Source organism: Microbacterium luticellae (assembly GCF_050408645.1).
GTDB lineage: Bacteria > Actinomycetota > Actinomycetes > Actinomycetales > Microbacteriaceae > Microbacterium.
Genome location: NZ_JBNTKE010000002.1, coordinates 206,873 through 230,690 on the forward strand (window position 1 = coordinate 206,873; position 23,818 = coordinate 230,690).

25 protein-coding genes are annotated in these 23,818 nt (G+C 61.3%); 12 read left to right on the top strand and 13 right to left on the bottom strand.

From position 1 onward, the window contains the following. Positions 1–10: 10 nt before the first annotated feature. The 3 genes from ACQUSW_RS06665 to ACQUSW_RS06675 form a co-directional block, all read right to left on the bottom strand. Complete coding sequence (locus ACQUSW_RS06665; protein WP_428931508.1) at positions 11–1,537, bottom strand: MmgE/PrpD family protein; 1,527 nt, start codon at positions 1,535–1,537, stop codon at positions 11–13. Next, the gene (locus ACQUSW_RS06670) at positions 1,534–2,184 is read right to left on the bottom strand and encodes a GntR family transcriptional regulator (RefSeq protein WP_428931509.1); all 651 of its coding nucleotides are present in this window, start codon (positions 2,182–2,184) and stop codon (positions 1,534–1,536) included. The genes ACQUSW_RS06665 and ACQUSW_RS06670 overlap by 4 nt, the downstream gene beginning before the upstream one ends. 71 nt (positions 2,185–2,255) lie before the next feature. Then, entirely contained in the window at positions 2,256–2,858 is a 603-nt protein-coding gene (locus tag ACQUSW_RS06675; protein WP_428931510.1) for a glucose-6-phosphate isomerase family protein, read from the bottom strand. A gap of 84 nt (positions 2,859–2,942) precedes the next feature. Here ACQUSW_RS06675 and xylB point away from each other — a divergent pair, with 84 nt between their 5' ends. From xylB to ACQUSW_RS06690, 3 genes are read left to right on the top strand one after another with little or no spacing between them, the layout of a single operon-like run. Next, positions 2,943–4,448 (top strand): xylulokinase, encoded by a 1,506-nt coding sequence (gene xylB / locus ACQUSW_RS06680; protein WP_428931511.1) that lies wholly within the window; start codon positions 2,943–2,945, stop codon positions 4,446–4,448. After that, positions 4,445–5,410, top strand: coding sequence for a shikimate dehydrogenase family protein (locus ACQUSW_RS06685; RefSeq protein ID WP_428931512.1), 966 nt, complete (start codon positions 4,445–4,447; stop codon positions 5,408–5,410). Before xylB ends, ACQUSW_RS06685 begins: the two co-directional genes overlap by 4 nt. Further along, positions 5,407–6,384, top strand: coding sequence for a phosphotriesterase family protein (locus tag ACQUSW_RS06690; protein WP_428931513.1), 978 nt, complete (start codon positions 5,407–5,409; stop codon positions 6,382–6,384). The genes ACQUSW_RS06685 and ACQUSW_RS06690 overlap by 4 nt, the downstream gene beginning before the upstream one ends. Positions 6,385–6,474: 90 nt before the next feature. Here the strand turns inward: ACQUSW_RS06690 and ACQUSW_RS06695 are convergent, their stop codons facing one another. The 6 genes from ACQUSW_RS06695 to ACQUSW_RS06720 all read right to left on the bottom strand — a co-directional run bounded on the left by ACQUSW_RS06695 (position 6,475) and on the right by ACQUSW_RS06720 (position 13,018). Then, on the bottom strand, positions 6,475–7,476 hold the full coding sequence (locus ACQUSW_RS06695; RefSeq protein WP_428931514.1) for an ABC transporter substrate-binding protein: 1,002 nt from the start codon (positions 7,474–7,476) through the stop codon (positions 6,475–6,477). A 136-nt stretch (positions 7,477–7,612) separates the two neighbouring features. After that, positions 7,613–8,644, bottom strand: coding sequence for an ABC transporter permease (locus ACQUSW_RS06700; protein WP_428931515.1), 1,032 nt, complete (start codon positions 8,642–8,644; stop codon positions 7,613–7,615). After that, the gene (locus tag ACQUSW_RS06705) at positions 8,644–10,146 is read right to left on the bottom strand and encodes a sugar ABC transporter ATP-binding protein (RefSeq protein ID WP_428931516.1); all 1,503 of its coding nucleotides are present in this window, start codon (positions 10,144–10,146) and stop codon (positions 8,644–8,646) included. Before ACQUSW_RS06705 ends, ACQUSW_RS06700 begins: the two co-directional genes overlap by 1 nt. A 176-nt stretch (positions 10,147–10,322) precedes the next feature. Then, a complete protein-coding gene (locus tag ACQUSW_RS06710; protein ID WP_428931517.1) occupies positions 10,323–10,742 on the bottom strand; it encodes an RbsD/FucU domain-containing protein in 420 nt (139 codons plus the stop codon). After that, the gene (locus tag ACQUSW_RS06715; protein WP_428931518.1) at positions 10,735–11,736 is read right to left on the bottom strand and encodes an aldo/keto reductase; all 1,002 of its coding nucleotides are present in this window, start codon (positions 11,734–11,736) and stop codon (positions 10,735–10,737) included. Before ACQUSW_RS06715 ends, ACQUSW_RS06710 begins: the two co-directional genes overlap by 8 nt. Next, a complete protein-coding gene (locus tag ACQUSW_RS06720; protein WP_428931519.1) occupies positions 11,723–13,018 on the bottom strand; it encodes an enolase C-terminal domain-like protein in 1,296 nt (431 codons plus the stop codon). Before ACQUSW_RS06720 ends, ACQUSW_RS06715 begins: the two co-directional genes overlap by 14 nt. 121 nt (positions 13,019–13,139) lie before the next feature. Between ACQUSW_RS06720 and ACQUSW_RS06725 the strand changes: the two genes are divergently transcribed. Further along, complete coding sequence (locus ACQUSW_RS06725) at positions 13,140–14,000, top strand: fumarylacetoacetate hydrolase family protein (RefSeq protein WP_428931520.1); 861 nt, start codon at positions 13,140–13,142, stop codon at positions 13,998–14,000. Then, positions 13,982–14,749 carry an SDR family NAD(P)-dependent oxidoreductase gene (locus ACQUSW_RS06730; protein WP_428931521.1) on the top strand — a complete coding sequence of 256 codons (768 nt, stop codon included), beginning with the start codon at positions 13,982–13,984 and terminating at the stop codon, positions 14,747–14,749. Before ACQUSW_RS06725 ends, ACQUSW_RS06730 begins: the two co-directional genes overlap by 19 nt. 35 nt (positions 14,750–14,784) lie before the next feature. Here the strand turns inward: ACQUSW_RS06730 and ACQUSW_RS06735 are convergent, their stop codons facing one another. Continuing rightward, positions 14,785–15,669 (bottom strand): amidohydrolase family protein, encoded by an 885-nt coding sequence (locus ACQUSW_RS06735; protein WP_428931522.1) that lies wholly within the window; start codon positions 15,667–15,669, stop codon positions 14,785–14,787. Positions 15,670–15,737: 68 nt separating this feature from the next. Between ACQUSW_RS06735 and ACQUSW_RS06740 the strand changes: the two genes are divergently transcribed. After that, on the top strand, positions 15,738–16,445 hold the full coding sequence (locus ACQUSW_RS06740; RefSeq protein WP_428931523.1) for a FadR/GntR family transcriptional regulator: 708 nt from the start codon (positions 15,738–15,740) through the stop codon (positions 16,443–16,445). On the opposite strand, the gene ACQUSW_RS06745 is transcribed toward ACQUSW_RS06740, so the two are convergent. Beyond that, a complete protein-coding gene (locus tag ACQUSW_RS06745; RefSeq protein WP_428931524.1) occupies positions 16,405–17,100 on the bottom strand; it encodes a transaldolase family protein in 696 nt (231 codons plus the stop codon). The two genes, ACQUSW_RS06740 and ACQUSW_RS06745, sit on opposite strands and share 41 nt — an antisense overlap. 92 nt (positions 17,101–17,192) lie before the next feature. Here ACQUSW_RS06745 and ACQUSW_RS06750 point away from each other — a divergent pair, with 92 nt between their 5' ends. The 3 genes from ACQUSW_RS06750 to ACQUSW_RS06760 are packed head-to-tail and all read left to right on the top strand — an operon-like array spanning position 17,193 to position 19,412. After that, positions 17,193–18,152 carry a ribokinase gene (locus ACQUSW_RS06750; protein ID WP_428931525.1) on the top strand — a complete coding sequence of 320 codons (960 nt, stop codon included), beginning with the start codon at positions 17,193–17,195 and terminating at the stop codon, positions 18,150–18,152. A gap of 14 nt (positions 18,153–18,166) precedes the next feature. Next, on the top strand, positions 18,167–18,571 hold the full coding sequence (rbsD, locus tag ACQUSW_RS06755; protein WP_428931526.1) for a D-ribose pyranase: 405 nt from the start codon (positions 18,167–18,169) through the stop codon (positions 18,569–18,571). A gap of 7 nt (positions 18,572–18,578) precedes the next feature. Then, positions 18,579–19,412 (top strand): GntR family transcriptional regulator, encoded by an 834-nt coding sequence (locus ACQUSW_RS06760; protein ID WP_428931527.1) that lies wholly within the window; start codon positions 18,579–18,581, stop codon positions 19,410–19,412. A 34-nt stretch (positions 19,413–19,446) separates the two neighbouring features. On the opposite strand, the gene ACQUSW_RS06765 is transcribed toward ACQUSW_RS06760, so the two are convergent. Beyond that, the gene (locus ACQUSW_RS06765; protein ID WP_428931528.1) at positions 19,447–19,926 is read right to left on the bottom strand and encodes a hypothetical protein; all 480 of its coding nucleotides are present in this window, start codon (positions 19,924–19,926) and stop codon (positions 19,447–19,449) included. A gap of 96 nt (positions 19,927–20,022) precedes the next feature. On the opposite strand from ACQUSW_RS06765, the gene ACQUSW_RS06770 reads away from it, so the two are divergent. Genes ACQUSW_RS06770 through ACQUSW_RS06780 form a run of 3 tightly spaced genes read left to right on the top strand, consistent with a single transcriptional unit; the run spans position 20,023 to position 22,503 of the window. Beyond that, positions 20,023–20,634, top strand: a complete 612-nt coding sequence (locus ACQUSW_RS06770) for a TetR/AcrR family transcriptional regulator (RefSeq protein ID WP_428931529.1) — start codon at positions 20,023–20,025, stop codon at positions 20,632–20,634. A 15-nt stretch (positions 20,635–20,649) separates the two neighbouring features. Then, positions 20,650–21,417 (top strand): hypothetical protein, encoded by a 768-nt coding sequence (locus ACQUSW_RS06775; RefSeq protein WP_428931530.1) that lies wholly within the window; start codon positions 20,650–20,652, stop codon positions 21,415–21,417. A 36-nt stretch (positions 21,418–21,453) separates the two neighbouring features. Continuing rightward, complete coding sequence (locus ACQUSW_RS06780; RefSeq protein ID WP_428931531.1) at positions 21,454–22,503, top strand: PLP-dependent cysteine synthase family protein; 1,050 nt, start codon at positions 21,454–21,456, stop codon at positions 22,501–22,503. A 13-nt stretch (positions 22,504–22,516) separates the two neighbouring features. Here the strand turns inward: ACQUSW_RS06780 and rlmN are convergent, their stop codons facing one another. Further along, the gene (gene rlmN, locus ACQUSW_RS06785) at positions 22,517–23,764 is read right to left on the bottom strand and encodes a dual-specificity RNA methyltransferase RlmN (RefSeq protein WP_428931532.1); all 1,248 of its coding nucleotides are present in this window, start codon (positions 23,762–23,764) and stop codon (positions 22,517–22,519) included. Positions 23,765–23,818: the final 54 nt, after the last annotated feature.

Here is a 23,818-nt window from a genome sequence, read left to right on the forward strand (position 1 = left end):
CGGTGGGTGCTTAGAACAGTCCGCGCGGTGCTGGTGCCTGAGCCAGTACGCCGGGTTTTGCGACGATCGATAGCTGTGCCACTTCTTGTGCCGAGAGTTCGGGCAGGCGCTGTGCGAGGTCGAGGAACCGTTCGATCTCTTCGGGTGTCAGCACGGGTTCGGCCAGCATCCGGAATTTATTGACGTACTGTTCGCGGCCGAATGATCCGGCACCCAGCGGGTGGGCGTCGGCGACAGCAATCTCATCTTCGATGGTTGTGCCGTCACGCAGTGTGATCACGACGCGGCCACCAAATGCCTTCTCGTTGGGGTCGGGCGTGTGGTAGCGGCGAGTCCATTCTTCGTCTTCTGCTGTTGTGATGCTCTGCCACAGTGCCACCGTGTCGGGGCGTGACGCGCGCTCGGGCGTGTACGAGTCAACGTGGTGCCAGCTGCCATCTTGCAGTGCAACAGCAAAAATGTATGGAATGGAGTGGTCGAGGGTTTCTCGCGAAGCCGTGGGATCGTATTTTTGCGGGTCGTTGGCTCCCGAACCGATCACATAGTGCGTGTGGTGGCTGGTGTGGATAACGATTGATTCAACGTTGTCGGGGTTACCCAGTTCGGGGTTTTTCTCGTGCAGGTGGCGTGCGAGGTCGATGAGTGCCTGCGCCTGGTATTCGGCAGAGTGCTCTTTTGTATACGTCTCGAGAATGGCGCGTTTGGGTTCGCCGGATGCCGGTAGCGGCACGTCGTACGAGGCATCGGGGCCGTCGAGCATCCAGGCGATCACGCCGTCTTCGCCCTCATAGATCGGGCTCGGTGAGGTTTCGCCGCGCATCGCCCGGTCAACCGCTTCAACGGCCATCTTCCCGGCGAAAGCAGGAGCGTGCGCCTTCCAGGTAGAGATTTCTCCCTTGCGGCTCTGGCGTGTGGCGGTTGTGGTGTGCAGCGCCTGGCCCACCGCCTGGTAGATGGTGGCAGTGTCGAGGCCGAGGAGTGTTCCGATACCTGCGGCCGCCGACGGACCCAGGTGGGCAACGTGGTCGATCTTGTGTTTGTGCAGGCAGATGGCTTTTACTAGGTCGACCTGAATCTCGTAGCCAGTGGCGATGCCGCGCACAACGTCGTTGCCGGTAGAGCCCACGTGCTGGGCGACGGCAAGAATCGCGGGAATGTTGTCGGCCGGGTGCGAGTAGTCGGCGGCGAGATAGGTGTCGTGGTAGTCGAGCTCACGTACGGCAACGCCGTTGGCCCATGCTGCCCATTCGGGGCTCGTGGTGCGTTCGAGCGCGCAACCGAATACGGTGGCGCCCTTGCCGTTCACTGATGCGGGGTGGTCAAGCGCCTGCTGGCGTGCCGCACTCACGGGGCGGCGGGTGAGCGAGGCTGCAGCAACAGCAGCGTTGTCGATAACGCGGTTGATGATCATGTCGATCACATCGGCGTCGACCTCGACCGGGTCGGTGGCAACTTCGGCAATGCGCCAGGCCAACTGTTCTTCGCGGGGCAGGTTTTCTTCACTGCGATACACACGAACGTGATGGTTGATGGTCATGGGGTTCCTCCCGTAGTTGAACCTTCGAGGGTGAAAAGAATGCTGGCAAGCGCATTGTGCAGGTGCACATGCGTGGCGTGGGCGGCAAGATCGGCGTCGCCTGCCGCGAGCGCCTTGGTAATCAGCAGGTGTTCTTGCACGGATGCTGCGAGGCGCTCGGGTTTGTCGCGCGCCATTTGCCGTACCCGCACGAGGTGGGTGCGCACGGTGCGCAGTGCCGAACTGATGTAGTCGTTTCTTACTGCCGTGTCGATCGCGGTGTCGCAGCGGGCGATGAGTGTGTAATAGGCATCGGTACCGGCGGGGTTGCCGAGGTCGACGGCGGCGAACTCTTCGGCGAGCGTGGCAAATACTGCCCTGTCGCCGCGTTGGGCGGCGAGACGTGCCGAAGTTTCTTCGAGCGCGCGGCGTATTTCAAACAGCGCGCGTACGTCGTCGGCATCAAGATCGGCCACGACGGTCACCCGCGGAGACTGCTGTACGACGAGCCCTTCGGCGGCCAGTCGCCGTAATGCTTCGCGCAGCGGGGTGCGACTCACACCCAAGCGCGTGGCCTGTTCCACTTCGGCCACCACGGCACCGGCAGGTAGCCTGCCCGACTGTATATCGTCGAGCAGCGCCGTATATGCCCGTTCGCTTGCCCTCACAGGGCTATTGTATACACAAACTCACAATTGCGCGAGATATTCGCGCGATCCGCGCGCTTATCGTATACAAACTATGCGCTATATCCGGTGTGGTCGGGGTTGGGAGTGAGTGCCCATCCGTCGCCGTCGACAACGACGAGGTTTTTCATGCCGCCGGCGTTGGCGATGATGTCGTAGTTTTGACCGGCGTCGGCGGCATAGCAGAAGAGGGTGACGAAGGGCTCGTCGCCGACGTTGACGCTGCGGTGTATCCAGTGCCCAGGCACGTTGACGGCTTTACCTGGCGTGAGCTCGATGGCTGCGCTTTGTCCGTCGACGGTTTCGAGCAGCATGACTCCGTGACCGCTCAGGCAGTGATAGAGCTCGGCGCGGTCGGCGATGGCGTGCAGGTGGCCACGCGTGAGGGCGAACTCGTCGCCGTAGCAGCCGGGCAACAGGGTGCTGGTACCCACGATGAGCGCTCCGGGCCCTTCTTGGTAGCGCTGGTCGTCAACCCAGTACACGAGCTCGCTGTCACCGCGCTCGGTGACGGCTGCCTGCCAGGCCGCTTCATCGCGGTACACGCCAGACATATCGCCCAGCACTTTCTCGTATCGACGGCTGTGTCCGTCTATCCCACCCTGAGCAGAAATGGTCATAGCGGTGGGAATGTCTACCGACAGGGGTGTGCTCACGATCGCCCTCCTGATAACTTGTAATTACAAGTATCCTCCCAAACGTTCGAATACGAAACTCCGAACACCTGACAGGGGTCTGCTGTGATCATTGCTCACGACCTTGGCACCACCGGCAACAAGGCGTCGCTGCACCACGACGACGGCCGTATTGTTGCATCCGTCATCGTGCCCTACCCCGCCCATTTCGCGGCCGGAGGCATTGCCGAACAAAACCCGCACGACTGGTGGAACGCCGTCGTCTCGGCAACGCAACGGCTACTTGCTCACGCACAAACCCCGCCCCGTGCGATCACGGGCCTTGTCGTCAGCGGCCAGATGATGGGTGCCGTGTTGCTCGACAGCGCAGGCGAACCCGTGCGGCCGGCCATCATCTGGGCCGATACCCGGTCGGGTGCACAGCAGCGTCAGCTCGAAGCAGCCATCGGTGCCGAGCACGCATACCGCATTCTTGGCCACCGGCTCAACCCCACGTATTCGATCGAGAAAATCATGTGGGTGCGCGATAACGAACCCGATACATGGGCGCGAGTGCGGCGCGTATGCGTGGCGAAAGACTTTATCGTGCAGCGTCTTACGGGGCGGCTGGCCACCGACCGCTCCGACGCCTCAGGCATGAACGCGTACGACCAGTCAACGGGCGACTGGTCGCACGAAGTGCTCGCGGCAGCGGACCTTAACCACGAGCTGTTTGCCGAAATTGTTGAGTCGACCACGATCGTCGGCACCGTCACGGCCAACGCCGCCACACAACTGGGATTACCTGTCGGCACACCCGTCGTAATGGGTGGTGGCGATGGCCCGCTGGCAGCAGTCGGTTCGGGCATCACCGACCCCAGCCACGGCGCCTATGTGTCTTTAGGAACCTCATCATGGATCTCGTTTGCATCGACCGCTCCCCTGCACGACCCACTCATGCGCACGTTCACCTTCAACAACGTGGTGCCCGGGCTGTTTGTGCCCACGGCGACCATGCAGGCCGGGGGCGGTTCGGTGCAGTGGATTGCCGAAGCGCTCAGCGCCGACCCGCAGCATCCGGAAACCGCGGCCCTCACCGATGAAGCGCGCGAAATCGACACGGGCGGGCTGTTCTTCTTGCCCCACCTTTTAGGCGAACGCTCTCCCCAGTGGGACCCTCATGCACGCGGCGGTTTTCTCGGCATTGAACGCCATCACACTCGCGCGCACCTCACCCGAGCCGTGCTCGAAGGCGTCGCCTACAACCTACTCACCTGCATCGACGCTTTTCGTCAGGCAGGAGCAACAATCTCGAGCATCGACGCGGTCGGCGGCGGCGCCCAAAGCAACGTGTGGCTACAGGTGCTCGCCGATGTATGGGGTGTACCCGTGCGCCGCCGCACTGTGGCGGAAGAAGCCAATAGTCTGGGCGCCGCCGTGACCGCCGCCGTTGGGCTCGGACTCGCAGAGTTCGCTGATGCGCGGGCGTTGAGCGAAGTGACCGCCGAGTTCACCCCGGATGCCGCAGCACACAGCCGCCACCGCGAGCGCCATGAGCGTTTCACCACCGCTGTTGCCCTCCTTGCTCCCTGGTATGCGGCAGCAGAAGTCAAGAAAGAAGAACGGTCATGACCACATCCACATCACCCTTCGGCGGTTCCTCGGCCGCGCAGGATTCCGGTTACATGGGTTTTGTCGGAGTGAGCACGGGCAGTTCGTCGATTATGTCGGTGTTTCCGCTGTGGGCCGAGATTCTGGGCCTGCCTACCCGGCAATTGGTCGGGCACGACCTGCCGCTCGATGCATCGCCCGGCGACTACCGCAGGCTTGTCGAGCAGATTCGTGACGACCCGCAGCATCGTGGCGCGCTCGTCACGACCCACAAAATGCGGCTTTATGGCGCCGCGCACGATCTGTTTGACGAACTCGATGACTTCGCGCAGTCGTGCGGCGAAATCTCGTCGATCACGGCACGGGGCTCACAGCTCATCGGCCGGGCGAAAGACCCGCTGACCGCGGCTCTGGCGCTCAACGATTTTCTTGAGGACGACTGGTTTGCGCAGCATCCGAAAGCAGAAGTGCTCATTCTGGGTGCAGGTGGCGCTGCCACGGCGCTGTCGTGGGCACTGGCCGACCGCACCGATGCGCCCGCCCTGGTTACCGTCACGGCGCTCGACCAGACCCCGCTTGACCACCTGCGCGCCGTACACGACGCGCGCAGCACACCCGCCGGGTTTATTCGCGGTGTTGTCACCCCCACACCGGATGCCGCTACCGACCTGATCGCCCCGCTGCCTGCCGGTTCACTCATCGTGAACGCCACCGGGCTCGGCAAAGATGCCCCCGGCTCGCCCCTGCGCGACGACGTCGTGTTCGCCCGCGACACGATCGTGTGGGAGTTTAACTACCGCGGCAGCCTCGAAATGTATCACCGGGCACTCGCCCAGCGTCAAGAACAAAATCTGGTCGTGGTCGACGGCTGGCGCTACTTTATTCACGGCTGGACGCAGGTAATCGCCGACGTCTTTGACCTCACCCTCACACCGCAACTCGTCGAACAGTTAGCGGCAGCCGCCGAAACCGTGCGGTCATGAGCGGACACGTACGCACCGTGTGCGGCGACCTCGAGAGCCACGAACTCGGGGCCACCAACTATCACGAGCACCTATTTCACAAAAGCCCACTCTTGCCCGGCGACGACCTCGACAACGAAACGCTCTCGCATCACGAAGCGCAGCTGCTGCATGCCAGCGGCTGTACCACCATGGTCGACGCAACTCCGCTCGGTATGGGGCGCAATCCCCAGGCCGTCGCCCGCATCAGCGAGGCGACCGGCATGCACATTGTTGCCACGACGGGCCTGCACCGCGACGAACACTATGGCAGCGGTCATCCCCTGCATGAATGGAGTGAACAGCGCCTGGCACAACTGTTTACGAGCGAAGTAGCCAAGGGCATGCTGACCAACGAAGGCGACCCGACACAGGCCACAGCGCAGTTCACCGCGCAGCCCACCGCGCAGTCGGCACGGGCAGGCATGCTCAAAGCGGGCATCGGTTACTGGCGCATCAGCATCCGCGAACAGCGCACTCTTCTCGCCCTCGCCGAAGCCCACCGGGCTACCGGTGCGCCCATCATGGTGCACCTTGAATTTTGCACCGCAGCACACGAAGTACTCGACCTGCTGGCCGGCGCCGGAGTTGCTTCTTCGCGCGTCGTGCTCGCGCACGCCGACCGCAATCCCGACCCTGTGCTGCACAGCGAACTCGCTGCCCGCGGAGCCTACCTCGGCTACGACGGCTGTGCCCGGCCCCGCACCCGCACCGACGCCGAACTCGTATCGCTCACAGAAGCCGTGGTGACCGCAGGCTACGGCGACAACATTGTGCTCGGCGGTGACGTCGCGCGCCGCACCCGCTACATCGCCTACGGCGGAATGCCCGGACTCTCGTACCTTATGCAGCGCTATGTGCCCCGGCTCACGCAGGCCGTCGGCACCGACGCCACCCACCGGATGCTGCACGACAACCCGGCCCGGCTGCTAACACTGGGCACGGTCACTGCGTAGCATCCGGAATAGACTGCGCGCGCACAGCAGTGCACAGAAAACAATGGTGGGGCCCCTCAGACGAGGAGCCCCACCACTATGTGTGCTGAATTACTCGTAGAGTACGGCAGCAATCTTCGGGTCGTCGATGTTGTTGGCGTCGTACCAGTACGAGCCTGTGTCGTAGAACTCTTCGACCGACTTGCCGTTAGCGGCGTCGTAAGCGGCCTGAACAACCTGCTTACCAATGCCGATCGGGTCTTGCGTAATAGCGCCCGCCATCACACCGTCTTTAATAGCGTTGATCTGAGCAGCGCCGGAGTCAAAACCGACAATGATCAGCTTGCCCTGCTCAAGGCCCAGCTCGTTAGCGGCGTTAACAACACCGATAGCTGATCCCTCGTTCGTGCCATAAATACCCTTCAGGTTGGGGTGGGCAGCAATCATGGCCTTAGCGATATCCGCCGACTTCAGGTGGTCACCGTCACCGTACTGAATGTCGACGATCGTGATGTCGGGGTAGTCAGCCTCAATCTTTTCGACGAAACCGTCGCGGCGCTCAACACCGGTCGAGTTGATCTGCGAGTGGCCAACAATACCCACTTCGCCCTCGCCACCGATCAGCTCTGCCATGTGCTCGGCGGCAAGCGCACCGGCAACCTTGCTGTCGGTTGCCGAAAGGCTCAAGCCGACATCACCGTTACACGGTGCATCGAAGTACACCACGGGGATGTCTTTTTCTTTCGCCTGGTTCAACAGCGGAACACACGCCTCGGGATCAAGTGCGGCATACGCAATAGCATCCGGGTTCTTATCCAGTGCCGTCTGCAGCATCTGCAGCTGCTGGTCGACCTCGGTCTCGGCCGCGGGACCATCAAAAGTGATGGTGACGCCCAGCTCTTTCGCCTTCTCTTCAGCACCTGTCTTCACGGCCTGCCAGAACTGGTGCTGGAAGCCTTTCGAGACCATGGCGATGTACATTTCATCGCCACTGGGAGCATCAGTGTCGCCCGAGTCTGCTGTGCCGCCATTACCGTTACTGCTGCAGCCGGCCAGCGCGATTGCCGCCGCGGCGACCACGGCCGCGAAGGCTGTCTTCTTTCCGAATTTCATGGAGACTCCATTGTTTCTGTGATCACCGGATACCCGGCGGATGGACTTGTGTGCTGTGCCCGTGCGAGGCTTTCGCATTGTCGACTTCGGGGTCGATCGGTCAGGGCGGGCACTCGGGTGTCCTGACCGAGGTCTGTCATGTTCGTGTGCGGTTGCGCAGCGAGTCGAAGAACACGGCGATCAGAATCACAACGCCAACGACCACGTTCTGCCACTCCGACTGGATCGACATGATGCGCAGGCCGTTGACAAGCACGCTCATGATGAGCGCACCGATCACGGTGCCCAGAATCGAACCGCGGCCACCCATCAGCGAGGTGCCACCAATAATGACGGCGGCAATCGCCTGCAGCTCATAACCCATACCAATCTGGGGCTGGGCGGAATCGAGCCGTGCAGCAATAATCACGCCGGCGATACCGGTGAAAGCACCCGCAAACATATAGACAAAAATTGTCCACCGGCGAGTGTTCACACCCGACAAGCGCGTGGCTTCTTCGTTCGATCCGATCGCGAAGGTGTAGCGGCCCAGCAGTGTCTTGTTGAGCGTGAGAAACGCGACGAGTGCCAGCACCGCAGTAATCAGCACGGCATTCGGCAGCCCAGGGATGAGGGTGCCGAGAGCAATCTTTTTAAAGTCGGGAGCCGACGAAGAAAAGTAAATCGGCTTGACGCCAGAGATCACGAGGGCGAGTCCCCCGGCGATCATCATCATCGCGAGTGTGGCAATAAACGGAGGTAGCCGCAGATAGGTCACGTTAATACCGTTGACGAGCCCCATCACGACACCGGTGCCAATCCCACCGAGCACACCCACGATCACCGGCATCCCGAGGTTGGTAATAAACACGCCCGTCATCACGGCGCACAGTGCCATTCCGGTACCAATGGACAGGTCAATACCGGCAGTAATGATGACGAAGGTGGTACCGAGCGCGAGGATGCCGATCACAGCCGTCGACAACAGCACGCCCGAAATATTGCTCCAGGTAAAGAAATTGGGGCTCGCGATCGAGAAGAACAGCACGAGCACCAACAGCGTGCCAAAGGCCAGCGACTGCTGCAGCTGCCGTTTGATGACGGCAACAAAGTCGGTCTTGTCGGTGTCTTCTGCCACCGCCGTCTGAACAATGGTCGTGGTGGATCCTGACTGCTGTGGGGTACTCATCAGTCTTCCTCCCCGTGTGCTGCTAGCTGCATGATCTTCTCCTGTGTGGCTTCTTCGTTACGGAGTGTTCCGGTGATGGTGCCGTTGGCAAAAACCGCGATGCGGTTGGCGACGCGCAAGATCTCGGGGAGTTCTGACGAAATCACGATGATCGATTTGCCGTCGTCGGCGAGCTGCTGCATAAGCCGGTAAATTTCTTCTTTTGCACCGACGTCGATACCGCGCGTTGGTTCATCAAAAATAAGAATGTCGCAGTCGCGCATGAGCCAACGGGCGATCACAACTTTTTGCTGGTTGCCACCCGAGAGCAGCTTGACCATCTGGTTGACCGACGGGGTTTTCACCCGCAGCTGCTGCACATAGTCTTTTGTGCGGTTACGGGCTTTGCGGTCTCCCATCCATCCCAGAGCACCGGCATAGTTGCCGAGCGAGGCGAGCACCGTGTTAAACGTGACGTCTTGCTCGAGCATGAGCCCGAGAACCTTGCGGTCTTCCGAAAGGTACCCGAGACCGTTGGCGACGGCGTCGGCGGGTTGCCGGATGCGGGCATCTTTGCCGGCAATGGTGATCGAGCCGGCATCTCGCCGGTCGGCGCCAATAATGGCCCGTGCTGTCTCGGTGCGGCCCGCACCCATGAGCCCGGCAAAACCAAGAATCTCACCCCGGCGCAACTGAAAAGACACATCTTTCAGCAGCGCCTTGGTCGAAAGCCCCTGCACATCGAGCACGATGGGGTCATCGGCGTGCTCGCGGGCCGTGGGTCGGCGCCCCTCGTCGATCGCGCGGCCCACCATCATTTCGATGATCGTGGGAACATTAATCTCAGCCTTTTCCAGTGATCCGATGTATGCGCCATCGCGCAGCACCGTCACGCGGTCGGCCAGGCGACGCAGTTCGTCCATACGGTGCGAAATATAGATGATGGCCGTGCCCTTGGCACGCAGCTCATCGATGAGTACAAAGAGGGTTTCTACCTCGCTGTCGGTGAGCGCCGATGTCGGCTCATCCATGATGAGCACTTTGGCGTTAAACGACAGCGCCTTGGCGATCTCGACCATCTGCTGCTTAGCCACGGTCAGTTCACCGACATGCTGGCGCGGGTCGAGTTTAATGTTGAGGTCGCGAAGCAGCTGCGCTGTCTTACGGTTCAGTTTTTGTTCTGCCAAAAACGGGCCCGCGGTGGGTTCACGCCCAATGTAGATGTTCTGCGCGACCGTGAGGTCGGGCATGAGGTTCATCTCCTGGTGGATGATCGTGATGCCCAGTTCCTGCGCCTGCAGAGGACTGGTGAGCTCGACCTCTTCGCCGTTGAAGATAATGCGGCCCTCATCGCGCTGGTAGATGCCCGAGAGAATCTTCATCAGGGTCGACTTGCCGGCACCATTTTCGCCGACCAACACCAGCACTTCACCGGCATTGACCTCGAGGTGCACATCGCTCAGGGCCTGGACGCCAGGGAATCCCTTGCTAATGCCTTCCACTCTGAGGACGGGTTCGCTCATGCTGTGCCTGCTCCTTTGAAGGTTGGTCGTGTTTCTCTCCATGCGACAGAAACATCGGATCAATTCTGTCGTGAATATCCAGTTCGACGCAAGTTGTATCTGAATGTATCTAATGCGTGTCGGCAAGGGAAGGGCTGTAACAGCTTCGTAATCGTTCCCTCAGCCATCCGCAGGTTTTACTGCGAGGGATAACCCACAACCCCCTTACGAATCAGCGCATTCGCGTACTTACGGGTCTCACCCGTACGCACCATTAGATACGCATCGGCCGCGACATCGTAGTACTCAAAACGCTCAATAAACCGGGTCGTCTGCTGCGTTGTCGCAGCCGCCGCCATAATCTCGTGTTGCACATCAAGCACACTGCCATCGGATGACTGCATGAGGTCAAGCGCCGGCGCATCATCGAGCGGAAGCACCGTGCGCAGGGCAGCAACGACGTGAGGAACACTTGTTCCTGGCAGCTCAACCACTCGTGCCCCCAGTCGCCAGGCCGGAAAATGTGCGTCGGCCACAACAACGGCATCGGAGTGCCCCATGCGGTCAAGGTGCAGCAGTAATTCGCCCGACAATAGCGGGTGTATGCCTTCAAGCATCCGGGTGTTCCTTTGCTTCTCGGTGAGGAATGAGTTCTTCGCTCTCTAACTCGCGCCACAGGTCATCGGGAATCACGAGCGCAGCATAATCGGCGTTAGACCGCAGATGCTCGGGCCGACTCCCCCCGACCACAACACTGCGCACGGCCGGTGCCAAGAGCGGAAACTGCATTGCCGCGGCCGGCAGCGGAACACTGTAGCGCGCGCAAATATCGGTAATGCGCAGCAGGCGATTCCACAGCGGCTCGGGCACACGCCCATATTCGTAGCGGTCTTCGCGGTTCGGAGCTTCGCGAGCGAGAAGGCCCGAGTTGAACACCGACGCAGCAACTATTCCCGTGCCGGTCTCGTCGCAGGCGGGCAGTACTTCTGCCGCAGCGGGCTGTTCGAGCAGGGTGTAGCGGCCCGCGACCATGATGATGTCGAGATCGGCGCGGCGCACCGAGGCGGCAAGGGCCTCCGACACCATCGAGCCCACACCAATCTGCGCCACGGTGTTTTCTGCTCGCAGCGTCTGCAGCGCCGGTAGCGCTTCTGCCAGCGCCTGTTCAAGACTGTGCCGTTCGGGGTCGTGCAGGTAGGCGATATCAACGTAGTCAAGCCCCAGCTGCTCGCACGATTCGGCGATGCTCGTGCGAATTCCCTGCTCGGTAAAGTCCCACTCGCGGCGCAGTTCAGTGCGCACAACAAAATCGTTGTCGGTGTCGAGCCCGCCGTCGTCATGTGGATTGGGTCGCAGCAGTCGACCGACCTTGGTTGAGACGATGAACTCGTCGCGCGGTTTTGTCTGTAAAAACGCGCCGAGTCTGCGCTCCGACAGCCCCAGACCGTAGTGCGGTGCGGTGTCAAAATACCGGATGCCGCTCTGCCACGCGGTTTCCAATATGTCCCACGCCTGCTCGTCGCTGAGCTCACGAAAGAGGTTGCCCACATTGGCTGCGCCATAACCGAGCGTAGGCATGGTCGGTGCCGCGGGACGATCAGTCGATGACATGCTGCCCCTTCCACGTGTAGCGCTCGATACTCTCGGCCTTCATTTCCATGCCCGCTCCGGGAGCGGTAGGTGCCTGGTACGAGCCATCGCGAATGATGGTGGGGGTAACAAAGTGCTCGTGCAGGTGGTCGACGAATTCAATCAGTCGACCTTCGCGGGTGCCGGTGACCGCAACAAAGTCGAACATCGATAGATGCTGCACGGCTTCGCACAGGCCTACTCCTCCGGCGTGTGGGCACACGGGAATATTGAATTTGGCGGCGAGTAAGAGATTGGCGATGTTCTCGTTGACGCCGGCAACGCGCACGGCATCAATTTGCATCACTTCGATGGCCTGGGCCTGCAACAGCTGCTTAAACATGATGCGGTTATGTGCGTGTTCGCCTGTTGCTACGCGAATCGGCGCGATGCCGCGCGCGATTTCTGCGTGGCCCAGTATGTCGTCGGGGCTGGTGGGTTCTTCTACCCACGCAGGTGAAAACTCGGCGAGCGCGTTGACCCAGGTGATGGCCTCGTCCACTTCCCAGCGCTGGTTAGCATCGATCGCGATAGGAAAATCGGGCCCGCACACCTCGCGTGCCTTACGGAACCGGCGAATGTCGTCGTCGAGGTCGGCGCCCACCTTGAGTTTGATCTGTGTGAATCCGTCTGCCATCGCTTCGCGGGCGAGGCGCGCAAGTTTTTCATCGCTATATCCCAGCCAGCCGGGGCTTGTTGTGTAACCGGGATAGCCGGTGTCTAGTAGCTGCTGTTCCCGGTCGGCGCGGCCGGGCTCGGCAGCCCGCAGAATGCCGAGTGCTTCTTCGCGGCTGAGTGCATTGCCGAGGTAGCGAAAATCAACCAGGTCAACGATTTCTTCGCTGCTCATGCGTGCGAGCAGCTGCCACAGGGGTAACCCTGCGCGTTTGGCTTTGATGTCCCACAGGGCGTTTGTGACAGCGCCGATGGCCATGTGCATGACGCCCTTTTCGGGGCCGAGCCAGCGCAGTTGGGAGTCGCCAATAATTTCTCGGTAAAAGTCGCCCATGCGATCGAGAATGGGTTCGGTTTCGCGGCCGATAAGGTGTTCGCGCAGTGCTTCGATAGCGGCGACCTGCACATCGTTACCGCGTCCGATGGTGAAGACAAAGGAGTGACCGTCGTGGCCGTCGGCTGCATCGGTGCGCACGATCAGGTAGGCCGCCGAGTAGTCGGGATCGGGGTTCATGGCGTCGGAGCCGTCCAGGCTTAGCGACGTGGGAAAGCGGATATCGGCAGTATCTAGCGCAACGATGCGACTCACGGGTTCCTCTTTTCTGCACGCCCTGATGTGGAGGGAATGCTTGGAGTGTAAACATCCGATGTCTATACTGTCAATGTCAGATCCTTTTTCAGGGCCGTTTTCAACGAAGAGCAGGAGAACCATGAAGTTCGCACGCTTAGGACAACCAGGTCATGAAATTCCCGTGGTCATTGAGGGCGAAACCACCTACGACCTGCGCCCTATAACCTCCGATGTTCACGGTGATTTTTTGAGCGATAACCCGGTCGAGCGCACGCGCGCAGCCCTCGACTCGGGCACACTGACACCGCTTCCGGATGCCGCAGACCAGCGCATCGGCGCACCCATCGCCCGCCCCTCGGCTGTCATCTGCATCGGCCAGAACTATGCCGCGCATGCTCGGGAGTCCGGTGCTGAACCGCCCACCGTGCCCATCATGTTCTTGAAGACCCCCAATACGGTTGTCGGCCCCAATGACGCCGTAACCATTCCTCGCGGCAGCGTAAAGACCGACTGGGAGGTCGAACTCGGAATCGTGATCGGCAAGCGAGCCGCCTACCTCGATTCCCCCGAAGAAGCCGCCAACTACATTGCGGGCTACACCGTGGCCAACGATGTCTCCGAGCGCGCTTTTCAGATGGAGGTCTCGGGCGGCCAGTGGTCAAAGGGCAAAATTGCTTTCGGGTTTAACCCCACGGGCCCCTGGCTGGTCACCCCCGACGAAGTTGATGTCACGAATCTGCGTCTTCGCAGCTTTGTGAACGGCGAGCCGCGGCAAGACTCCAACACGAACGACATGATCTTTTCGGTCAACGACATTGTGCACCACCTGTCGCAGTACGTGACCCTCGAACCCGGCGACCTTATTCTCACAGGCACACCGCAGGGCGTGGCTTTTGGTGGCAAGTTTCCCTACCTTGTAGCGGGCGATGTTGTCGAACTCGACATCGAAGGCCTCGGCTCGCAGCGACAAGACTTTGTGGCATGGGAGGCAGCACAGTGAGCAAAGACCTCGAGGGCCTGGTGGCACTGGTCACGGGCGGGGCATCCGGAATCGGAGCGGCAATCGCCCACCGTCTGTACGAGGCGGGAGCACGCATTGCCGTGCTCGACCGTGACACCAGCACGAGTAACACTGCATGGGCGTCGTTTACTGCCGATGTCTCTGACCGCGACAGCGTCACCACGGCTGTTGCCGCCGCGGCAGAACAGCTGGGGCGCATCGACATTGTGATCAACAATGCCGGTATTGGCGCTATTGGCGATATTGCCGCAAACGACGACGACGAGTGGGCGCGCGTTCTCTCGATCAACGTCACCGGCATCGCGCGCGTGACGGCAGCGGCCCTCCCCTGGCTGCGCCAATCACCCTCGGCTGCCATATGCAACACCGCCTCGATCGCCTCAACCACCGGCCTACCCCAGCGCGCGCTGTATACGGCGTCGAAGGGTGCCGTGCTGTCGCTCACGCGTGCGATGGCCGCTGACCATCTGCGTGAGGGCATCCGCGTCAATGCGGTCAACCCCGGCACTGCCGACACCCCGTGGGTGGGGCGACTGCTCGATCAGGCTGATAACCCGGCGGCAGAACGGGCAGCGTTGGAGGCCCGGCAGCCCCATGGTCGGCTTGTCGCCGCCGATGAGGTGGCCGATGCCGTGCTGTACCTGGTGAGCCCGCGTTCGGGTTCGACCACCGGCACGTTTATTGAGGTCGATGGCGGTATGGCACAGCTGCGCCTGCGGTCAGAGTAACTAACGCTGCGGTCAAAATAGCGCCGATATCCGGCCTATACGCCCTGGATACTGTAAAAGCGCGCCGCATTGCCACCCATCACTGCTGCCACGTCGTAGCCGCGGGCATCGGCCCACGTTGCTACCGCGTCTGCCCAGCGTGCGCGGGCATCAGCCTCGTAACGGGTATCTGTTTCGTGGTGTCCGGCGCGCACGGCCGACACCGGCCAGTCGCTACCCCACAGCACACGGTCGACCCCAAAGGCGTCGGTAGCGGCATCAAGAAAAGGTTCGAGCTGTCGACTGTTCCAGTCGCCTGCGGCTTCGGCGGGGAGCCCCGAGAGTTTCACGGCGGTGCGCGGCAGGCTTGCTAAGTCGTTGAGTTGGCGTAGCCAAGTGGCATCCGGATGCCGCGGTGCCAGCGCCGTACCCACGGCGGGTTTGCCCACGTGGTCGAGCACAATGGGCAGTTCGGGCACCTGCTGGGCCAGTTGCACAACGGCGGCGAGCTGCTCGTGGCGCACGCAGGCGTCAAAGGTCCAGCCTCGTTCGGCAACCTGGCGTGCGCCGTCGAGAAACGCGGCCGTGGTGACGAGCGTGTCGGGCTCTGATTGCAGCAGATGCCGTACGCCCACCACGCTGTCGTAGGTGGCGAGCGCCGCTAAATGCGCCGATGTTTCTTCGCCGCGATGCAGGTGCGCGCCGGCGACGATTCCTATGACGCCTACTTCGTGGGCCACCGATTCAACCCAGCGAACCTCGTCAATGTACTGGTGTGGTTCGCATTCGGCCTGCACAAAAATGGCGTTCACGGCCTGCCGATTTACCTTTGCTTGCGCGATTTCTTGCTGTGCGTATCGGCGCCGCAGTGCGCCCGTGAGCCAGGGGTAGGAGAGCGTGTCGGGGTTCCACAGGTGCAGGTGGGAGTCGATGATCGCCATGCTGACATCTTTACTCACACTTGCCAGGCAACGCCAGCAGACATCCGATGACTCACTAGACTGGGGCTATGGCGGTCACCGATAAGGCAATTGAAAAAATTAAGGCGATGATTGTGTCGGGCGAGCTTCGCCCCGGCGACCGGCTTCCGCCTGAAAAAGAGCTCTCTGAACGGCTGGGGCTCTCGCGTAACTCGATGCGTGAGGCGGTGAAGGCGCTCGAAGTTATTCGTGTGCTCGATGTGCGCCGTGGCGATGGCACTTACGTGACGAGCCTCGAACCCGAGCTGCTGCTTGAGGCCATCACGTTTGTTGTCGATATGCACGACGACGTGTCGATGCTCGAGCTATTTGCTGTGCGCCGCATGCTCGAATCGCAGGCGACGGGGCTTGCCGCGGCCCACGCCACAGACAGCGATGTGGCCATCCTGCGGCAAGAGATCGACAGCGTCGATCCCGAGGGTTCTATCGATGCCCTCGTTGAGCATGACCTGCGGTTTCACCGTGAAATTGTGCGGCTGGCGGGTAATGGTTATTTGGCGAGCCTGGTCGATAGCCTCAGCAGCCAGACTGTTCGTGCACGCGTGTGGCGTGGTCTCACGCAGCAGGGGGCTGTTGAGCACACGCTGTCGGAGCACCGAGCGATCGCCGAGGCCATTGCCGAGGGAGACTCGGTGCTTGCCATGGCGCTGGCTACCTCGCACGTGGCGGGTGTGGAGCGGTGGCTGCGTCAGGCGGCTACGACTGCGTCAGACGACGAGACCGAACCTGCGTCATAGCCTGTTCGAACTGTTCTGCCGACGACTCGGTGATGGGGTGGTGCACAAGTTCGTCGAGCACGGCGGGTGCCGCGGTGAAGTACCGGATGCCTGCCAACCGCAGGTTCACGATGTCTTCGGCGCTGCGCAGGCTCGCCGCTAACACATCGGTCGCGCTGCCTTCGCATACCTGCTGCATGTGGGCGATGAGTTCGTCGCCGGGTAGCTGTGCATCGCGCAGTCGACCCAGGTAGGGGGCAATGTATCGCGCACCCACGGATGCCGCTGCCAGCGCTTGCCCCACGGTGTAGACGGCCGTGAGCAGCACGGGCGCTCCTTCTCGTACGAGAGTGGACGCTGCAGCGAAGCCTTCAACGGTTGCGGGCACCTTGATGACGACGCGGTCGCCGAATTGCAGCATCCGGTGCGCGTGGCGCACAAAGTCGTCGCGGTTCTCACCCCAGGTCTGAAAAAACACTTCGTGCGCGCCCTCGGCAACCCACTGCTCGTACAGCGCGGGGATCTCAGTTTCGCGGCGTTGCGCACGGTCAAGGATGGTGGGGTTCGTGGTGACGCCCCACGCAATTCCACTGCGCAGCAGTGTGCTCACAGCGGTCGTTTCGGCGCTGTCGACATACAGACGGGGCGTGCGGTCGGTGGCAGCTGAGTGCAGCATGGTTCTCCTCGTCGGACAACCTGTCGTTACAGGTGGGGACTCGGCTAATGTAATGACAGGTGAGAGCCGAAGTCAACGAAGAACGGGAGCCCATGTCGTACACAGCATCTTCTGGCCGCAATGGAGTGGTGGTTGTCGGCAGCGTCACCGCCGATGTCACGACGTTTTCTCAGCGCCTGCCCGCCCGCGGCGAAACTATTCTGGGCGATCAGTTCACCCTCTTACTGGGCGGCAAGGGTGCCAACCAGGCCGTTGCTGCCGGGCTCTCGGGCACCCGTACCAACTTTGTCGGCTGCGTAGGCGACGACCTTTTTCACGACCTCGTCGTGAACGGTTTGCGCGACGCCGGAGTCAACACCGACCACCTGCGGACGGTCCCCGGCCCCACCGGCATCGCCCACATTCGCGTGGACTCTTCAGCGCAGAACGACATCGTTATGGTGCCGCTGGCAAACGCTTCACTCAGCACAGAACAGATCGATAGGGCTCTTGACGATCTCGCCGCCACATGCTCGGTTTTGCTCACCCAGCTCGAAACCCCCTCGGCACTGACCGCGCATATTGCCGCTCGCGGCCGGGAGCACGGCATGACCGTGCTGCTTGACCCCGCACCGGCAGCACCGCTTGACCCTGCCGTGTGGCCCACGATCGATATCGTCACCCCCAACGAAACCGAGGCCACTATTCTGAGTGGCGTCGAAGTGACCGATGCTGCCTCGGCAGAAAGAGCCGGACACTGGTTTTTGCAGCAGGGTGTCGGCGCCGCGGTCATCACGCTTGCTGAACAGGGCTCGTGTGTTGTTATGCCCGACCGCACAATATTTATTGACCCGATTCCGGTCACCGCCGTCGACACCACCGCCGCCGGCGATGCCTATGCCGGATACTTGGGCGCAGCGCTGGCTGAGGGCATGGACCTGGCCTCGGCCACGCGCCTGGCCTCGGCGGCCGGGGCCGTGACGGTTACACGGCAGGGCGCCTCGCCGAGCCTTCCGGCACGGCATGAAGTTGATGCACTGCTGACAAAAAACAGCCGAGATCACAGTCAGTAGCAAGGAGAAACGCCATGCGTAAAACGGCAACAACAATCAACCCGGCGCTATCGCGGGTGATCAGCGAGACCGGCCACACCGACCTTCTCGTTGTTACGGATGCTGGTCTTCCGATTCCGCCCGGCAGCGAGCGCATCGACCTGGCGTATCGACCGGGAGCCCCCGAATTTCTTGATGTGCTCGACACCGTTCTTGCCGAGCTCATTGTCGAGGGCGTCACGGTGTCAGCGGAAATCGCCGAGCAGAGCCCTGAGATGCTCGAACACTTGCAGCAGCGTTTTTCTGCGCTCGGGGTAGAGATCACGATGGTGCCGCACGAAGAGTTTAAGAAGAACACGCACGCTGCGCGCGCATTTGTACGCTCGGGCGAATTTACGCCGTATGCCAATGTCATTCTGCACGCGGGGGTTGCGTACTGACATGTCGGTGCCTGCTTCATCCCGCCCGCCTGTTGCGTCCGACCGCATTGATCGGCTGTCTGCTGCGCCCATGTACGACCAGCTGCGGCGCATCATTATTGCCAGCATTGATCACGATGCTCTGCGACCGGGCGACCCGCTTCCGGGCGAGCATCGACTGTGCGAAAAATATGGCATTTCGCGCACCGTGGTGCGCCAGGCTCTTGCCCAGTTAGAACACGAGGGCATTATTGAACGGGTTAAGGGTAAAGGCACTTTTGTGGCGCGCCCTCGCACGAGCGAATCGCTCGCGCACACGCTCATCGGCCTGTACGACGAGGTTGCTGCCCGTGGCGGCACCGTGCTGAGTGATGTGCTTCGCCACGAAAGGGTCGCTGCCGACGAAGCGGTTGCTGCCGCCCTCGAAGTCGATCCCGGCAGCCCCGTTGTTGTGTTGCAGCGTCTGCGGCACGTTGACGGCGAACCGTGGTCGCTATCGACCACGTGGATGCCGATGGATGTGGGAGAAATTACCCTCGGCGCCAATCTGCGCACGGCTTCGCTGTACCGGATGCTGGCATCCCACGGTTTTGTTGTGACCCATGGTGTGCGCTCGGCCGAGGCCACGGTGGCCTCACACGAGCAGGCGCGTCACCTCGGTGTTTCGACGGGGGCAGCGCTACTGCGTCTGCGCAGCATAAGTCGCGAGGCATCCGGTCGGCCCATCGAATATTTTGTTGCCCACCATCGCGGTGACCGCTCGCGTTTTGAGTTTCATCTGCACCGCGAGCAGTCGCACGCCACGCTGTTGCGTATTGATCGCACGGGTGAGGCCTCGCGAGCAAGCACGCTATCGGTGTGACGAGGCTGAACCGGATGACGAGGCTGCGCGGTCTTTAGCGCAGTTTCGCCAGGTCGAGGCCGAGGGTCACGAGTGCGGCAAAAATTGCACCCCACATAATGATCGACACAATCTGCCAGATGATGACCCGGTTGCGCGACGCACCAAAGCCGACCATCGCGCCCGAGGTGATTTGGCTGGGAAGCACGGTTTGCCCCAGCAGCGAGACACCGGGAACACCGAAGCGATCGAACATGCGCCGCAGTCGTTCACTCTTGGCCGAAGTTTGTTCTTCGGGGCGCTTGCGCTTTCTGCGTTCCCGGATGCTGGCTCCGGCATAAACAAAGACGAGCATCGAGACAGTGTTGCCGATGACGGCCATTACGACGGCAATAACCGGCGGCAGCCCGATTGCCACACCGATCGCCGAACCGAAGTACGACTCTACAAAGGGGATGGCGGCGAGCAGTGCCACGACCAGCCACTGCGACCATGCGGGAAAAGAAGCGGCGAAGTCTTGTAGCGCCTGAATCATTCGGTGTCTCCTTGTTGGGCCGGTATCTTTCGCAGCCAGTCGATGCTTTAGCACACCGTACTAGTACGCTGTGCTAACACACTGTACTATAGATGCATGGCAGTCACGAACCGCAGAGAGCAAATTCTCGATGCAGCACGCACCATTGCCGCCGACCAGGGCCTCGATCACGTGAGTGTTCGCGCCGTAGCAGCCGCGGCAGGTATTGCGCCCAGCACGCTGCGCCACTACTTTGCCACGCAGGCCGAGCTTCATGAAGCACTGGCAGAGGCCATGATGACGGCCTCATTCACCGACCGCCGCATTCACGACGCCACCGTGGATCCGGCTGACCGGCTGTATGAATGCCTCTACCAGTTTCTGCCCTTTGACGAGCTTCCGCCGGGCTTTGCCAGCATGTGGTTTGCCGGATACTCGTCGGCGCTCGGACCACAGGCTGCCCCTGCCCATCAGCGCCTCATTGTGCACGCGCAGAAGATCGGGGCCCAGGCCGTCCGGCGATGGCTGCACACGCTGGCCACCGAGGGTTCAGTTTCACCGGCTACCATCGAACCCGCCACCACCACACTGCTGGCCTATCTCGACGGCGTCACCCTGCACATGCTGGCCGACCCCGAACGAGTCACCATTGAAACCGCACGCGAGGGGCTCCGCTTCACCATCCGCGGCGTCTTATACGCCAGCAGCCACGACAAGCCTCTTCTCTGATTCAGAAAAACCATCATGTCGAACTCTGCGTTTCCCCCTCCGCCACCCCCACCCCACAGCTCCACCCCGAACACGCCTGCGGGCGGGCCTCCTCCGCAGCAGCCCGCGGCACCCCAGCAGTACGGTGCACCCCAGCAGTACGGTGCGCCCCAGCAGTACGGTGCGCCGCCACCGCATCCGGAAAACCCCTTTGCCCCCTATTCGCGCCCTGAACAGCCGAACCCTGCCGAGCGTTCACGCGCCTGGGTCACGATTGGTCTTCCCGTCGGAATGCTCGTGCTTCTTCTACTGGGCGGGCTCATCTTCTTGGGCATCACGTTTCTCACACCCGCAGGCATCGAAACTCCGCCTGATGCAGCACCCACGAGTTCGCCGAGTGCACCATCGACGCCACCACCGGCCGCCGCTGAAGAATCCGACGAGGCCGAAGAACCTCAAGAATCGGTGCCGAACGCCGACAATATTCAGGACTACCTCGAGGGCACGATCGAGGAATATAAGGCGTCGTATGCGAATGGTTCGCTGTGGCAGCAGATTCCTCGCAATGAGTTCAACACCACTGCCTACCAGGCCTTCATTTTCTTTCTCACCGATATGAAGGCTGCCACGTTGTGGGGCGTTGATGACGCCACCGCCAATCGCTACTACGAGCGCACGCAAGAACTGGAAGAGCTGTTTTTGTCGGAGACACCGCTGGGCGACGACATCACCATCACGTTCAGCGAAGACCGCGTGTTCCGGTACGACGGAACAACAGGAGAGGGCGGTTACACCGACGGGTAGCGTGTCACCGCTGGCGCTGGCAGGTACGCTCAGTACATGAGCGCCTGGGTAAGTTCTGCGATCCGGATGCTAGAGGCCGATGCCAACCGCTCCGCCGACACGCACCTGCATGTCTTTCCCCTGCCCGCGCAGTGGAATATCGATCTTTACCTTAAAGATGAATCGGTGCACCCCACCGGTTCACTCAAGCATCGGCTGGCCCGGTCGCTCATTCTGTATGGGCTGGTGAACGGACTCATCCGTGAGGGCACCACCCTGGTCGAGTCGTCGAGTGGCTCTACCGCGGTATCGGAGGCCTATTTTGCGCGCATGCTGGGCCTGCAGTTCATTACGGTCGTGCCGCATTCGACCAGTCAAGAAAAAATTGACCTTATCGAGTTTTATGGCGGCCGCTGCCATTTTGTTGACCGCGCCGAAGACATCTCGCCCGAGGCCCGTCGTCTCGCCTCAGGCTGTGACGGCCACTATCTCGACCAGTTCACGTATGCCGAGCGTGCTACCGACTGGCGTGGCAACAACAACATTGCCGAGAGCGTGTTCAGCCAGTTAGCTCTCGAGCGGCATCCGGTACCCCAATGGATTGTGGTGGGTGCGGGCACGGGAGGAACGAGCGCAACGTTTGGCCGCTATGTGCGGTATTGCCGCCACGAAACCAAAATTGCTGTCGTTGACCCCGAGGGCTCGGCGTTTTACGACGCGTGGAAAGGCAACACTGCGGCATCCGGTGTGCCCTCGCGCATTGAAGGCATTGGCCGCCCGCGCATGGAACCGTCGTTTGTACCGGGCGTTATTGACGAAATGATTCAGGTGCCGGATGCCGCATCGATCGCCGCCATTCGACTGCTGCGCGACCACACCCTGCACTGGGCAGGCGGCTCGACCGGCACCAACCTGTACGGTGCTTTCTCACTGATTGCCCGCATGCTGGCTGCGGGAGAAACCGGCAGCGTCGTCACCCTCATTTGTGACAGCGGCACACGCTACACCGACACGTATTACAACGACGATTGGGTGGCCAACCAGGGCTGGAGCCTGGACGACCACCGCAACCGCATGGAAACGTTTTTGAGCACCGGCACCTGGTAACGACAGTGAGTACTCAGGCGAGTTTGGCTGCTGCCTGCTCGTCTTCTGTCGTGGCAACAAGCTGCCCGCATGCGCCGTCGATCTCTTTACCGCGCGTATCACGCAGTGTTGTGGGCACACCCGCATCGTTCAATCGGCGCACAAACTCGTCTTGCACGGCAGGTTCTGACGACGTCCACACCGAGCCCGGCGTGGGGTTGAGCGGAATCGGGTTCACATGCACCCAGCCGCGGCCACGCTCATTCAGCTTCTTGGCCAGCAGATCGGCACGCCACGGGTGGTCGTTCATGTCTTTGATGAGGGCGTATTCAATAGAGACCCGGCGTCCGGTCTTCTCAAAATATTCGCGTGCCGCATCGAGTGCTTCATCGACCTTCCATCGCGAGTTGACAGGAATAAGCTCGTCACGAAGCTCATCATCGGGCGCATGCAGAGACAGAGCAAAAGTCACGGGAATGTTTTCGTCCGAGAGCTTGCGAATAGCTGGCACCAGCCCCACGGTCGACACCGTAATACCACGCGCACTCATACCCAGCCCGTGCGGCTGCTCGGCAACCATCACGCGCACCGCGTCCATGACGCGCTTGTAATTGGCCAGGGGTTCTCCCATGCCCATAAAAACAATGTTTGACACGCGTTCCATGCTGTTGTCATCGCGCCGCTTGCCACCCAGCTCGCCCTGCGCAATCGCACGGTTAGCACGCACGATCTGCTCGACGATCTCGGCCGTCGACATATTGCGCGTCAGCCCCGCCTGGCCGGTGGCACAGAACGGACAGTTCATGCCGCATCCGGCTTGGCTCGACACACACAGGGTGATGCGGCCGGGGTAACGCATCAGCACCGACTCAACCAGAGCACCATCGTGCAGCCGCCACAAAAACTTAATCGTGTCGCCGCGGTCGGTCTGCAGCCTGCGCACCTCGGTCATGAGCGGCGGCATGAGCCCTGTCACCAGTTCTTCTCGCTGCGCCGCCGGCAGGTCAGTCATCTCTGCCGGGTCGCTGGTGTAGTGCCGAAAATAGTGCGTCGACAACTGTTTGGCCCGAAACCCGGGAAGACCGAGCTCTTTAACCTTTTCGATACGCTCCTGCGGGGTGAGATCGGCCAGGTGCACGGGCGGTTTACCGCGACGCGGGCTGGCAAACTGCAGCAGCGGACGCCCCTCGGCATCTTTCTTCTGCGTCCAACCCTCGGTGCGCGGACGCACCTGCGCGGTGGTTTGTGCACGCTGAGCGGGCGGATTGTTCGAGGCAGCCATGATTACAGGGTACGCGAGCGCTGCTGAAAGGGTGCGGCAGAATAGTCATGCGCA